This is a genomic window from Flavobacterium suzhouense, from assembly GCF_042684765.1.
In the GTDB taxonomy this organism is placed as follows: domain Bacteria; phylum Bacteroidota; class Bacteroidia; order Flavobacteriales; family Flavobacteriaceae; genus Flavobacterium; species Flavobacterium suzhouense.
The window spans coordinates 589,368-603,078 of sequence record NZ_JBHUMD010000007.1; the positions used below are offsets into that span (position 1 = coordinate 589,368).

A 13,711-nucleotide genomic window follows, 5' to 3' on the forward strand; every position below is an offset into this window, starting at 1 on the left:
GAAAATTTTTGTAATTCGTAGCAAACAAAGATTAAGCTTGCATGATTTCGTTGTACCCAACAGCTTCACCTATAAGTGTGGCCGATGTACATTCGCTGATCAATACATTTACAAAGTCGCCCGGTTTATAGTCTCCTTTAGGAAATACCACCACCGTATTTTGAGAGTTTCTTCCGCTCCAGTGTGCGTCAGAACGTTTAGATTCTTTTTCTACCAATACTTCAACTACCTGACCAATGAAACGCTGTGTTCTTTCAAGTGCCATTTTTTGCTGAAGGTTGATGATCTCAGTAAGTCTGCGGTTTTTTACATCGGCAGGGACATCATCCTCCATTTTACGGGCAGCGAGTGTTCCCGGTCTTTCAGAATAAGCAAACATGAAACCAAAGTCATAATTACAATGCTCCATAAGCGAAAGCGTATCCTGATGATCTTCTTCTGTTTCGGTAGGGAAGCCGGCAATCATATCCTGAGAAAGTGACATTTCAGGGATGATACGGTATATGTTGTCTACCAACTCCATATATTCCTCGCGGGTGTGCTGGCGGTTCATTTCTTTTAGTATGCGTGTACTTCCTGATTGTACAGGTAAGTGAATATATTTACATATATTATGGTGTTTCGCCATAACTTCAATTACTTCAAGGTGCATATCCTGAGGGTTTGAAGTAGAGAAACGGAAACGCATTTTAGGGAATGCTTTAGCAACCATATCCAGTAGCTGTGCAAAATCTACAGCAGTAGCTTTCTGCATTTCAGAAGCTTTTACGAAATCCTTTTTAAGTCCGCCGCCATACCAAAGGTAGCTGTCTACGTTTTGTCCTAACAGGGTAACTTCTTTAAATCCTTTGTCGTAAAGGTCTGCAATTTCTTCCATGATGCTTTGCGGCTCACGGCTTCTTTCTCTTCCTCGGGTAAACGGAACCACACAGAAGGTACACATGTTGTCGCATCCGCGGGTTATTGATACAAATGCAGTAACACCATTGCTGTTAAGACGTACAGGTGAAATGTCTCCGTAAGTTTCTTCTTTGGAAAGGATTACATTAATAGCGTCACGGCCTTCTTCAACCTCTTTTAAAAGATTCGGAAGATCTTTGTAGGCATCGGGTCCAATAACCATGTCTACAATTTTTTCTTCCTCAAGGAACTGACTTTTAAGACGCTCGGCCATACAGCCCAGTACGCCCACTTTCATTCCCGGATTTATCTTTTTTACGGCATTATAAGTTTCCAGTCTTTTGCGCACAGTTTGTTCCGCTTTATCACGGATAGAACAAGTATTTACTAATACAAGATCGGCCTCCTCAATATTTTGGGTGGTGTTAAAACCTTCATTGGCAAGAATAGAAGCTACAATCTCGCTATCAGAGAAATTCATCTGGCAGCCATAGCTTTCGATGAAAAGTTTTTTAGTATTTCCTTCTTTCTGTTCTAAAACAAGACTTTGTCCCTGTTTGTTTTCTTCAATAATCTTTTCCATAATTCACTCCTGTAGTGCTTAATCAGGTCGCAAAGATAGCATTAATTTCAATATTATGACAAGTTGACAGCCTTAGTTGATAAGATTTAGGAAACGCTCATTGTTATGTTTTACTCCTTAATATATATTGCAGATTTCATAAAAATGATTTTAAAAAAATCGACAAAAAACCAATATTTAAAAAAAACCAATACTTTTGCGACACAAAGAAAAGCAATATGGCAAAGAATTTAGTGATCGTTGAGTCGCCTGCGAAGGCAAAAACCATTGAGAAATTTCTGGGTTCAGGATATCAGGTGGAGTCCAGTTATGGGCATATAGCTGATATTCCGGCTAAGGAAATAGGGGTGGATGTTAATAATGGCTTTAAGCCAAAATATGAAGTGTCTCCCGATAAAAAAGCACTGGTAAAAAAACTTAAAGATCTTTCTAAATCGGCCGAGACCGTTTGGCTGGCTTCCGATGAGGACCGCGAGGGGGAGGCTATTGCATGGCACCTGGCGGAAGAACTGAAACTGGACAAGTCTAAAACGAAAAGGATTGTTTTTCATGAGATCACCAAAACCGCGATACAAAAAGCAATTGAAAATCCAAGGGATATCAACTATGATCTTGTAAATGCGCAACAGGCTCGCCGCGTGCTTGACAGGTTAGTAGGTTATGAGTTGTCTCCTGTGCTTTGGAAAAAAGTAAAAAGCGGACTTTCGGCGGGTAGGGTGCAGTCGGTTTCTGTACGTCTAATTGTTGAACGCGAACGCGAGATACAAAATTTTAACGCAGAGGCTTCTTATAGTGTAACAGCTGAGTTTGTAAACGAAGCCGGTAAATCTTTTAAAGCGAAGCTGCCTAAAAATTTTACAACTAAGCAGGAAGCCCAGGATTTCCTGAATAAAAATATTGGGTCTATATATAAGGTGTCAGATCTTGAGACCAAGCCGGCTAAAAAATCGCCTGCAGCACCATTTACTACATCTACGTTACAGCAGGAGGCAGCAAGAAAGCTGTATTTTCCGGTTGGTGTTACCATGATGCTTGCGCAACGACTGTATGAGGCCGGACTTATTACTTATATGAGAACGGATAGCGTTAACCTTTCTCAGGAGGCTATGGCTGCTGCCGAGGCTGAAATTATCAGGTCTTATGGTAAAGAGTTTAGCAAGCCGAGAAATTACGCAACCAAAAGTAAAGGGGCGCAGGAAGCTCACGAGGCTATCCGTCCTACAGATATGTCGCGACATGGCGTGAATATCGACCGTGACCAGGCAAGGCTTTACGATCTTATCTGGAAAAGAACAGTAGCTTCGCAAATGAGTGATGCCGAATTGGAACGTACCAATGTAAAGATTGAAGCTAATAATCATAAAGAATTATTTTCAGCATCCGGTGAGGTGTTGATGTTTGAGGGTTTCCTTAAAGTATATCTTGAAGGGAATGATGATGAGGATGTAGAACAGGAAGGGATGCTTCCGGCACTAAGAGTGAGTGAGAAACTTATTAATAATTATATAACTGCTACCGAGCGTTTCTCAAGACCGCCTGCACGATATACTGAGGCGGCACTGGTTAAGAAACTTGAGGAACTGGGTATCGGGCGTCCGTCTACGTATGCGCCGACTATTTCTACTATTATCAGCAGAAATTATGTTGAGAAAGGAAGTTTTGAAGGGCAGGAGAGAAGATATAAGCAATTGGTGTTAAAAGCGGGAGCAGTTTCTGAACAGGAGCTTCATGAAAATGTTGGTTCTGATAAAGGGAAACTGGTGCCGACAGATATAGGTATTATTGTTAATGATTTCCTTGTAAATCATTTCGAAACCATTCTTGATTATAACTTTACCGCTAAGGTGGAGCAGGATTTTGACGAAATCGCTTCAGGTAAAGAAGACTGGACGAAAATGATGAGTGAATTTTACAGTCATTTCCATCCTACTGTGATCAATGTTGAGAAAAATGCTGAGAGGGAATCGGGTGAGCGTATTTTGGGTACTGATCCAAAAACAGGTAAGCCGGTGAGTGTTCGTTTGGGTAAATTTGGCCCAATGGCTCAGATTGGTGATGCCGAAGACGAAAATAAACAGTTTGCAAGCCTTCTTCCGGAGCAAAATATTGGTACTATTACACTTGATGAAGTTTTAGGTTTGTTTATGCTGCCGAAGAATCTTGGTAATTACCAGGGAGAAGAAGTAGAGGTAAATAATGGTCGTTTTGGTCCGTATGTGCGTTTTGGAAAAGTGTTTATTTCGCTTCCAAAAGGAGAAGATCCGCTGGATGTGACTTTTGAAAGAGCGCAACAGCTGATTAATGAAAAGCAACAGGCCGATGCTCCGATAGGAACGTATAAAAATGAACCTGTGCAAAAAGGTGTTGGCCGATTTGGTCCGTTCATAAAATGGAATGGCATCTTTATCAATGTAAGCAAAAAATATAATTTTGATAAGCTTTCGCAATCTGATATTGTGGAGCTGATTGAAGATAAATTACAAAAAGACATCGATAAGGTTATTCATAACTGGGAGGACGAAGGTATCCGTGTGGAAAAAGCACGCTGGGGACGTTCGGTAATCCTTAAAGGAAAAACCAAGATCGAACTGAATAAAGATATTGATGCTTCTAAACTGACACTTGATCAGGTTAAGGCAATGATAGAGGAGAAAGCTCCGGCTAAGAAAAAGGCGGCAGCTAAGAAGACTACAACTAAAAAACCTGCAGCTAAAAAGAAATAATAAATGATATTCGATTTTTTACAGCCTTTAGATGAGGGACTTCTTACTTTTATTTCTGAAGGTTCAGCGCAGGCGTTAGGTCATAAAACAGATTTTCATGCCGATGGACGATTTCCGAATCTTGAAAACGCAAAAATTGCTATTATTGGCGTGTTGGATGACAGAGGGGCGGGTAACAAGCGTGAGCACCACATTCATCTTAACTATGTTAGAAAGGAGCTTTACGGTCTTTTCCCGGGTAACTGGGATAAACAGGTTGTAGATTTGGGTAATATACCTGCAGGGAATTCACAGCAGGATACTTACTTTGCGCTCAAAAGTATTGCAGAAGAGCTTATAAAAAATGGTGTATTGCCGGTTGTTATCGGTGGTTCTCAGGATTTATCTTATGCGATGTACAGGGCTTACGATAAGTTGGAGCAAATGGTGAATTTTGTTTCAATTGATAGTAGGTTTGACTTTGGTAAGCAGGATGATGAGCTTTCAGCAGTGTCTTACCTTACGAGAATGATTGTTGATGAACCTAATAATCTTTTCAATTATTCTAATTTAGGATATCAGACGTATTACAATCCGCAGGAAGAGATTGATTTGATTGAAAAGCTGTATTTTGATGCTTACCGGCTTGGAGAAGTGTGCGGAAACCCCGTAATTGCTGAGCCTGTGTTAAGAGATGCTGATGTTGTAAGTGTTGATATGATGGCAGTTAAGTCAGGTGATTCCGGAAATATTGTTAAATTTATACCAAATGGTTTTGATGGCAAAGAAATTTGTACATTAGCACGCTATGCAGGGATAAGCGACAAGGTGAGTTCTTTTGGGATTTTTAATCACGGAGACAGTCTTCAGGAAGCGGCTCTTATTGCGCAGATTATATGGTATTTCATCGAAGGGGTGCATTATCGCTCGAATGAATACCCGTTCGGAAGTAAGGAGGCTTATATTAAATATATAGTGCCGTCGGAGGATGAAGAGCTCGTTTTTTATAAGAGTGATAAGACCGACAGATGGTGGATTGAAGTTCCTTTTGTTTCGGATTTTAGCAATAAATTAAAAAGGAACACGTTATTACCATGTAATCATCAGGATTATCTTAGTGCAACTAACGGTGAGTATCCTGAAAGATTATGGAAAGCGCAAAGAAAGAACATAATTTAACTTTTTTGCTATAAAAATGGCATGTTTTACAAGAAGTGTTGAATTGTTTGCTTTTTGTTTAGGTTTTTTTAATAAAAAAATTGTTTTTTTAAAAATAAATAAATAGGTTTACGCCCTTAAAAATAGAATTACATTAATAACCCAAGTTTTATGAAGAAGTTCATTGCATTAACAGCAACTTTATCATTTTTAATCAGCTGTGGTTCCAGTGACCGAGGGGAACTGGTAGGAGTTAAAGGCAGAAAGTGGAGGCCTGAAAAGCCTTATGGTATGGCTTTGATTCCTGGTGGCGCTTACATTATGGGTAAGTCGGATGACGACTTAGCAAATGTTCAGGATGCTCCTACAAAAACGGTAACTGTTCGTTCTTTCTATATGGATGAGACAGAGATTACCAACAGTGAGTACCGTCAGTTTGTTCAATGGGTTAAAGATTCTACAATCAGAACCAGATTGGCTATTCTTGCGGATGAGCAAGGACAGAAGCCTGGTGCAGGTGGTATTGGAGAATTTGCGTTCAAAGATCAGGAGGCTACGGAAGATCAGTCTGCGTATGATAAATATATGTATGAGAACTACTATAGTTTAGGTACAGATGATGATATGTATGCGGGAAGAAAGCTTAATCATAAAGCTAAGCTTATTACTGATCCTCAGAAATATCCGGATGAGTACTATGTAGAGGTTATGGATTCTATGTATCTGCCTGAGTCGGAATCATACAATGGTTTAAGAACTATTGATGTTTCTAAATTGGTATTCCGTTACTCTTGGATGGATATTCAGGCTGCTGCAAAAGACAAGTCTACTAAAAATACAAGGGCGAAGAGAAGTAAATATATGAGACATGAGCAGGTTCAGGTATATCCGGATACTACTGTATGGATCAAAGACTTTGCTTACTCATATAATGAGCCGATGCATAATGACTATTTCTGGCACGAAGCTTACGGAGAATATCCTGTAGTAGGTGTTACATGGCAGAAAGCTAAAGCATTTTGTGCTTGGAGAACTCTTTATAAAAATGCTTATCAAAAAGATAAAAAGAGACAATTTGTAAACTCTTTCCGTTTGCCAACTGAGGCTGAGTGGGAATTCGCTGCAAGAGGTGGTCTGCAATCAGCTACTTTCCCTTGGGGTGGTCCTTATGCTAAAAACGACAGAGGTTGTTTCCTTGCAAACTTTAAACCAAACAGAGGTGACTACGCTGCTGACGGTGCTCTTTATACTGTAGAGGCTCGTTCATTCGATCCGAATGATCACAACCTTTACAATATGGCAGGTAACGTTTCTGAGTGGACTGACTCTTCTTATGATGCATCTTCATATGAGTATGTTTCTACTATGAACCCTAACGTTCCAGATCAGGCTAACAAACGTAAAGTTGTTCGTGGTGGTTCTTGGAAAGACGTTGCTTACTTCCTTCAGGTGAGCAGCAGGGATTGGGAATATGCTGATTCTGCAAGAAGCTACATTGGTTTCAGAACTGTACAGGATTACATGGGTACACAAAATACCTCAAACGAATAATTTTAACCAACTCGAATTTTTTTTTGAATATTTAAATTAATTAACTTAACTAAAAACTAAAAATTATTTATTATGGCACTACCTAAAAGAGTTATGAACATGGCCTATGGTCTTGGAGCGGCAGTTGTAATCGTTGGAGCTCTATTCAAATTGATGCACTGGCCTGGAGCGAGCGCGATGCTTATCATCGGTCTGGGAGCTGAGGCTTTTATCTTCGCAATCTCTGCATTTGATGCACCTGAAAAAGATCTTGACTGGTCTCTGGTTTACCCTGAACTAGCTGGTGGTGAGGCTAAGAAAAAAGACGTGAAGAAAGAAAACCCAACTGAAGCTCAAGGTCTTCTATCTCAAAAACTTGACAACCTATTAAAAGAAGCTAAAATTGATGGTGCTCTTATGGAAAGCCTAGGAAACAGTATCAAAAACTTCGAATCTGCTGCCAAAGGAATTTCTCCAACAGTTGATTCAATCGCTTCTCAGAAAAAATACAGCGAAGAAATGTCTCAGGCTGCAGCTCAGATGGAGTCTCTAAACAGTCTTTACAAAGTTCAGTTAGAGAGCGCTTCTCGTAACGCTGAAGCTAACAAAGAAATCGCTGACAACGCTGCTAAACTAAAACAAGAGATGGCTAACATGACTCAAAACATCGCTTCTCTTAACAATGTTTACGGTGGTATGCTTTCTGCTATGGGTAACAGAGCTTAATAATTAGTTACTATATATTTTAACACTAAAAACCAAAAGATAACTAATTAGAAATGGCAGGAGGAAAATTAACCCCTAGGCAAAAGATGATTAACCTGATGTATCTGGTTTTCATCGCAATGTTGGCCCTAAACATGTCGAAAGAAGTACTTTCAGCTTTCGGCTTGATGAACGAACAATTTGAGTCTTCTAACGTAGAAGCTACTAAAAATAATACAGGACTTTATGATGCTTTAGTTGCAAAGGCTGCTGAGAATCCAGCTTTTAGCGCTGCGAAAGCAGTGTCAGAAAAAGTTAAAGGTATTTCTGCAGAATTTAACAGCTATATTGAAAGCCTTAAAGGTGATATCACTAAAGACATTGAGAGAGAGAATGGTAAATTACCATACGAAGCAATGGATAAAGGTGATAAAATCGATGAGCATTGGTTTGAAGGTGACGGTTACTCTAAAAAGGGTAAAGAAATTGTTGCTGCTATCGAGAAATATAAAGCTGACATGAAAGCAGCTATTGGTAATGACGTTAAATACCTTCCGATAAGTAAAGAGCTAGATGCAAAATTCAGTACTGCTGATGTAAAAGATGGTGAAGGAGTTACAAAAAAGTATCTTGACTATCATTATAAAGGTTTCCCTTCGATTGCATCATTAACAAAATTATCTGCATTACAGAATAATGTTAAGACAATTGAGGCTAATGTTTATAACATTGCATTAGGTAAAGCTGCTCTTGAAATGAGCTCAATGAGTAAGTATAAAGCGATTATTGTTCTTGATAAAAACGCTTACTTCCAGGGTGAAAAAGTTACAGGTAAAGTAGTTCTTGGTCGTTATGATGAGGATACTAAGCCTACATCATTCCAAGGTCCTGGTAAAATTGATCCAGCTACTGGTCAGGCTGTTATTGATATGACTGCTGGTTCTGTTGGTGAACAAACAATTAAAGGTAAATTTAATTTCCTTGAAGATGGTAAAAATATTCCATTAGAATTTGAGGGTAAATATGTGGTTGTTCCAAGACCAAATTCTGCTACTATTTCAGCTGATAAGATGAACTCTGTTTACCGTGGGGTTGATAACCCTATGACAGTTTCATTTGCAGGTGTTCCTGATACTGACGTTAAAGCTTCGGCACCTGGTGCTTGGAGATCAGCGGGAGCTAAAGGTAAATACAACTGGAACGTAACTGGTGTTTCTGGAACAACAGCTAAAATTCAGGTTACAGCTAAGCTTTCTGATGGTAAGACAGTTACTGATATGAAAGAATTCAATGTTCGTCCTATCCCTGCTCCGGTACCGGAACTTAGAGGTAAGAGAACTTCGGCAAAAGGTAATAAAAATGACCTTTCATCTTCTACAATTAACGTAGCGTTCCCTGACTTCGTATTCGATGTTAAAACTTCAGTTAAGTCGTTTGAGGTGTTTGTATCTGGTTCAGGTACTATGGTTTGTCAGGGTAACAGATTTAGCCCTCAGGCGCTAGCTGCAATTGGTAAAACAAAAAGAGGTGACGTAGTAGTTATCAGCCGTATCGAAACATCTATTGTTGGTGCAGCAGGATATACTCCACCGCCATCAGGGTCTTTCACTTGGGAGATACAATAATTTGATTTAAAAGAACGTTTTTCTTTTACAGTATAAAATTAAAATAATGAATAGCAGAAATTTTTTATTAGCGGCTCTATTTTTTGCAGGTGTAACTACATCTTTTGCCCAGTCAAACTTGCTTAATGCAAAGACGCCGGATGAAATAGGTAAAAAAACAGCTGAGCAGGACTCATTAGATAATGACAAGCCGCTACCTTACGGTTATGTGGGAGATAGGGATGTTTTGCTTGCCAGAAAAGTTTGGGAAGTAATTGATCTTGACCAAAGAATTAACTTTCCTATGTACTTTCCTATTGAGGATAATATAGGCGATGATAGAAGGTCACTATTCAGTGTTTTAATGACAGCTATCAAAGACGGTCAGCTTACGGAGGTATATGATGATTCATACTTTACCCTTAAAAAGACAGGTGATGATATCCAGTCTTCATTCTACTTCAAAGAGCTTAACGACTATGGTCGTGAGCTTATGAATCAGAACCCGGGTAAAACAGAGGAGCAGCTTAAAGCTAATGGTACTCTTACTGCTGAACACTATACAACTTCTGAGCTAAACGGTGCAGACGTATCTAAATATAAGATCGTTGGTACCTGGTACTTTGATAAGAGACAGGGTGAGATGAAATACAGAATCCTTGGAATTTGTCCAATGGCTGTAGATGCTCTTACTAAGTTAAGACAAGGGTCTGAAGCAGAACCAATCGAGCTTTTCTGGGTATTCTATCCAGGAGCGAGAGACGTGCTTCACAAAGCGAAGGCTTTCAATGAGAAAAACTCTGCGCAGCCTATCACTTTTGACCACTTACTTAACTCAAGACGTTTCACTGCTGTGATTGTTAAAGAAGAGAACGTTTATGGAGACAGACTTATCGAAGACTACATGAAAGATAACTCTCAAATGCAGCTTCTTGAAGCTGAGCGTATCAAAGATAAGATACGTAACTTTGAGCAGGACATGTGGAACTACTAAGAAGTTATTCTTCTAATAATATTAAAAACTCTTACCCTAGTGGTAAGAGTTTTTTTATTTTTACACTATGAAAGATTTTTTAATCGTTGGAGCTGGTCTTGCCGGTATTAGTTTTGCGGAAACCGCTTTGCTTAATGACAAGTCGTTTGTTGTTATTAGTGACAATTCTCAAAATTCATCATATGTTGCGGCAGGGTTATACAATCCTGTAATATTAAAAAGGTTTAGCCTTCCGCAGGATGCTGCAGTACATTTAGACTATATGGTGCCTTTTTATAAAAGAATTGAGGAGCGTCTTGGAGTTAAGTTTGATATAAGTTTACCTGTTTACAGAAAATTTGCTTCTGTTGAAGAACAAAACAACTGGTTTCAGGCTGCTGATAAACCCGCTCTTGAGCCCTTTCTATCACCAGAAGTTCTACATACTGATTATGAAGGTTTGCCTGCTGAGTTTGGTTTCGGTAAAGTTATGCATACAGGTTATGTAGATACGGAGACCTTATTGAATACTTATAAAGAATTTTTAAGTGATAATGGGTGGTTAGTTGAGGAAACTTTTGAGCATGATCTGCTTGAAATTAAAGAAGACTATGTAGTTTATAAGGGAATTGAAGCTCGCCAAATTATATTTGCTGAAGGTTTCGGAATTCATGCGAATCCTTATTTTAAGCATTTGCCACTTGATGGGACTAAAGGGGAATTATTGCTAATAAAAGCTCCTAGCTTAAAACTGGATGTTGCCGTTAATGCAAGTATCTTTATATTACCTATGGGCGATGGTTTTTTCAAAGTAGGTGCAACTTATGAATGGTATGATAAGACTGCTTTGCCTACACAGGCGGGTAGGGATGAGTTGGTTGAAAAACTCAACGAGCTTATTAACTGTGATTATGAAATTATTGAACACTTTGCAGGAATTCGCCCAACTGTTAAAGACAGGAAGCCGCTTATTGGTACGCATCCACTATACAAGAACGTCCATTTGCTGAATGGTTTAGGTACTCGTGGTGTAATGCTGGGGCCTTCTATGGCCAAAGAATTGTATGATTCCATAATTACCGGTAACCCGGTAAGGAGAGAAGTTGGAATTCAGAGGTTTAAGAATCTTTAGGTTTATTCCAGTCCTTATCATAGCCTACAAAGAAGTTTATCCAGATGTTTCGGGATATTCTCATAATGTAGGGCATGAGTAGTACGAGTCCGGCGATTATACTGATGAATGCTGTTTTTAAGTCGGTACCTATAAATGAGAAACAGATAATAAATATAGCAACGCTGATAGCCACACCAAGTGCATAACTTACATACATGGCACCAAAATAAAATGATGGTTCAATTTTGTACGGTTGCCCACAATGGCTGCATCGCTCGTGCATTTTGTATATTTTAGCCAGATTGAAGGGGTTTTTATCAATATACATACTTTCTTCGTGGCATCGGGGACAGGTTCCTGTTAAAATGCTATATAGTTTGGATCCTTTTTTTAACATTTGCAAAAAAATTTGTTGATACACAAATTTACGATTAATAAGACATAAAGAATAATGCTTAACATACATAATTTATCAGTTTCTTTCGGAGGGACATATTTGTTTGAGGAAGTTACTTTCAGGCTTGGTGCCGGAGACAGGGTTGGTCTTGTTGGGAAGAATGGTGCAGGAAAATCGACCATGCTAAAAATACTTTCAGGAGAACAGCAATATGACTCGGGTGTGATCGCTACTGAGAAGGAAATTAAAATAGGTTTCCTTAAACAGGATATCGATTTCATCAAAGGGCGTGCTGTTCTTGAGGAAGCATATCAGGCATTCGTTGAAATAAAAAAAGCTGAGGAGAAAATCGATAAGATAAATCATCAGTTGGCTACCCGTACCGATTATGAAAGTGCTGAATACTCTCAGCTGATTGAAGATCTGAGTGATGTGACGCATCATTATGAGATTTTAGGCGGATATAATTATGTTGGCGATACTGAAAAAATATTATTAGGTCTTGGTTTTAAGCGTGAGGATTTTGATAAAGCAACGGATACTTTTTCAGGAGGATGGCGTATGCGTATCGAATTGGCAAAACTGCTACTTCAGTATAATGATGTACTGCTTCTGGATGAGCCTACCAACCACCTTGATATTGAGAGTATCATATGGCTTGAATCATTCCTGAGGACTTATCCCGGGGTTGTGGTTATCGTATCGCACGATAAGATGTTCCTGGACAATGTTACCAACAGGACTATAGAAATATCGTTGGGAAAAGCCTACGATTTTAGTAAACCCTATTCGCAGTATCTTGAATTAAGGCAGGAGCTTAGAGAGAAACAACTTGCTACGCAAAAAAATCAGGATAAGAAAATCGAACAGACTGAAAAGCTGATCGAGAAATTCAGGGCGAAGGCTTCAAAGGCTTCGATGGCGCAATCACTTATCAAAAAACTCGATAAAGTTGAGCGTATAGAGGTTGATGAAGATGATAATTCGGTAATGAATATATCTTTTCCGGTTTCGATTACGCCCGGGCGAGTGGTTGTTGAAGCTGAACACGTAACTAAAAAATATGGTGAAAAAACCATTCTTAAAGATATTAGTTTGCTTGTTGAACGCGGAAGCAAGATTGCTTTTGTTGGGCAGAATGGTCAGGGTAAATCTACACTGATCAAAGCCATTACTAAGGATATAGATTATCAGGGAACGATTAAGTTAGGACATAACGTGCAGTTAGGTTATTTTGCCCAGAATCAGGCCGAATATCTTGATGGCGAAATAACGCTTCTTGAAACGATGGAAAATGCTGCAACTGACACTAACCGTTCTAAAGTGCGCGATATGCTTGGTGCTTTCCTTTTCAGAGGAGATGATGTAGAAAAGAAAGTAAAAGTACTTTCGGGAGGTGAAAGAAACCGTCTGGCATTGTGTAAGCTATTGCTACAGCCAATCAACGTACTTGTAATGGATGAGCCTACCAATCACCTTGATATTAAATCTAAGAACGTTCTGAAAGCTGCATTACAGAAATTTGAGGGTACTTTGTTGCTAGTATCTCACGACAGGGATTTCCTTCAGGGGATGAGTAATATCGTTTATGAATTCAAAGATCAGAAAATAAGGGAATATCTTGGGGATATCAATTTCTATCTTGAGCAGCGCAATATGCAGAATATGCGTGAAGTTGAGAAAAGGGATGTAGTGGTAAAAGAAAAAGAAAAGGAAGCTCCAAAAAAGCAGGTTTCTTATGAGGACCAGAAGAAGAATAAAACTCTTCAGAACAGATTAAGTAAAATTGAAAGCCAGATTGCCGAAGTGGAAAAGCAAATTCAGCACGATGATAAGCTTTTAGCAGGAGATTATGAAAAGCTGATGGCTGATGCCGCTTTTTTTACTGCTTATGAAAATAAGAAAAAAGAACTGGAAAAACTCATGCAAGATTGGGAACAGGTTCAGGAAGATTTAGAGAACGTGACTAGTCCTAAAATAGGTTGACTATTTTTTGATTATACAAATTTGATAAAAGTTCAGGCATTTTCAAGTTGTCTGAACTT

10 protein-coding genes are annotated in these 13,711 nt (G+C 39.0%); 8 read left to right on the forward strand and 2 right to left on the reverse strand.

The features are described from left to right. Positions 1–31: 31 nt before the first annotated feature. Entirely contained in the window at positions 32–1,483 is a 1,452-nt protein-coding gene (gene miaB, locus ACFSR3_RS07945) for a tRNA (N6-isopentenyl adenosine(37)-C2)-methylthiotransferase MiaB (protein WP_379820487.1), read from the reverse strand. 218 nt (positions 1,484–1,701) lie between these two features. On the opposite strand from miaB, the gene topA reads away from it, so the two are divergent. The 7 genes from topA (at position 1,702) to ACFSR3_RS07980 (ending at position 11,287) form a co-directional block, all read left to right on the forward strand. Next, entirely contained in the window at positions 1,702–4,206 is a 2,505-nt protein-coding gene (gene topA, locus ACFSR3_RS07950; protein ID WP_379820488.1) for a type I DNA topoisomerase, read from the forward strand. 3 nt (positions 4,207–4,209) lie between these two features. Further along, entirely contained in the window at positions 4,210–5,364 is a 1,155-nt protein-coding gene (locus ACFSR3_RS07955; protein WP_379820489.1) for a formimidoylglutamase, read from the forward strand. Positions 5,365–5,514: 150 nt separating this feature from the next. Further along, the gene (gene porK / locus ACFSR3_RS07960) at positions 5,515–6,894 is read left to right on the forward strand and encodes a T9SS ring complex lipoprotein PorK/GldK (protein ID WP_114756493.1); all 1,380 of its coding nucleotides are present in this window, start codon (positions 5,515–5,517) and stop codon (positions 6,892–6,894) included. A gap of 72 nt (positions 6,895–6,966) precedes the next feature. Beyond that, the gene (porL, locus tag ACFSR3_RS07965) at positions 6,967–7,599 is read left to right on the forward strand and encodes a type IX secretion system motor protein PorL/GldL (RefSeq protein ID WP_379820490.1); all 633 of its coding nucleotides are present in this window, start codon (positions 6,967–6,969) and stop codon (positions 7,597–7,599) included. A gap of 53 nt (positions 7,600–7,652) precedes the next feature. Then, positions 7,653–9,203, forward strand: coding sequence for a type IX secretion system motor protein PorM/GldM (gene porM, locus ACFSR3_RS07970; RefSeq protein ID WP_379820491.1), 1,551 nt, complete (start codon positions 7,653–7,655; stop codon positions 9,201–9,203). A 46-nt stretch (positions 9,204–9,249) separates the two neighbouring features. Next, positions 9,250–10,176, forward strand: a complete 927-nt coding sequence (gene porN, locus ACFSR3_RS07975; RefSeq protein WP_379820492.1) for a type IX secretion system ring subunit PorN/GldN — start codon at positions 9,250–9,252, stop codon at positions 10,174–10,176. Positions 10,177–10,243: 67 nt separating this feature from the next. Continuing rightward, entirely contained in the window at positions 10,244–11,287 is a 1,044-nt protein-coding gene (locus ACFSR3_RS07980) for an NAD(P)/FAD-dependent oxidoreductase (protein ID WP_379820493.1), read from the forward strand. Here ACFSR3_RS07980 and ACFSR3_RS07985 read toward each other — a convergent pair. Beyond that, positions 11,274–11,666 carry a DUF983 domain-containing protein gene (locus ACFSR3_RS07985; RefSeq protein WP_379820494.1) on the reverse strand — a complete coding sequence of 131 codons (393 nt, stop codon included), beginning with the start codon at positions 11,664–11,666 and terminating at the stop codon, positions 11,274–11,276. The two genes, ACFSR3_RS07980 and ACFSR3_RS07985, sit on opposite strands and share 14 nt — an antisense overlap. A gap of 54 nt (positions 11,667–11,720) precedes the next feature. Here ACFSR3_RS07985 and ACFSR3_RS07990 point away from each other — a divergent pair, with 54 nt between their 5' ends. Then, positions 11,721–13,652 carry an ABC-F family ATP-binding cassette domain-containing protein gene (locus ACFSR3_RS07990; protein ID WP_379820495.1) on the forward strand — a complete coding sequence of 644 codons (1,932 nt, stop codon included), beginning with the start codon at positions 11,721–11,723 and terminating at the stop codon, positions 13,650–13,652. Positions 13,653–13,711 lie beyond the last annotated feature (59 nt).

Coding starts and splice junctions, on each gene's coding strand:
- ACFSR3_RS07990 (WP_379820495.1), top strand. CDS start 11,721: ATGCTTAACATACATAATTTATCAGTTTCTTTCGGAGGGACATATTTG.
- topA (WP_379820488.1), top strand. CDS start 1,702: ATGGCAAAGAATTTAGTGATCGTTGAGTCGCCTGCGAAGGCAAAAACC.
- porL (WP_379820490.1), top strand. CDS start 6,967: ATGGCACTACCTAAAAGAGTTATGAACATGGCCTATGGTCTTGGAGCG.
- ACFSR3_RS07985 (WP_379820494.1), bottom strand. CDS start 11,666: ATGTTAAAAAAAGGATCCAAACTATATAGCATTTTAACAGGAACCTGT.
- miaB (WP_379820487.1), bottom strand. CDS start 1,483: ATGGAAAAGATTATTGAAGAAAACAAACAGGGACAAAGTCTTGTTTTA.
- porM (WP_379820491.1), top strand. CDS start 7,653: ATGGCAGGAGGAAAATTAACCCCTAGGCAAAAGATGATTAACCTGATG.
- porK (WP_114756493.1), top strand. CDS start 5,515: ATGAAGAAGTTCATTGCATTAACAGCAACTTTATCATTTTTAATCAGC.
- ACFSR3_RS07980 (WP_379820493.1), top strand. CDS start 10,244: ATGAAAGATTTTTTAATCGTTGGAGCTGGTCTTGCCGGTATTAGTTTT.
- ACFSR3_RS07955 (WP_379820489.1), top strand. CDS start 4,210: ATGATATTCGATTTTTTACAGCCTTTAGATGAGGGACTTCTTACTTTT.
- porN (WP_379820492.1), top strand. CDS start 9,250: ATGAATAGCAGAAATTTTTTATTAGCGGCTCTATTTTTTGCAGGTGTA.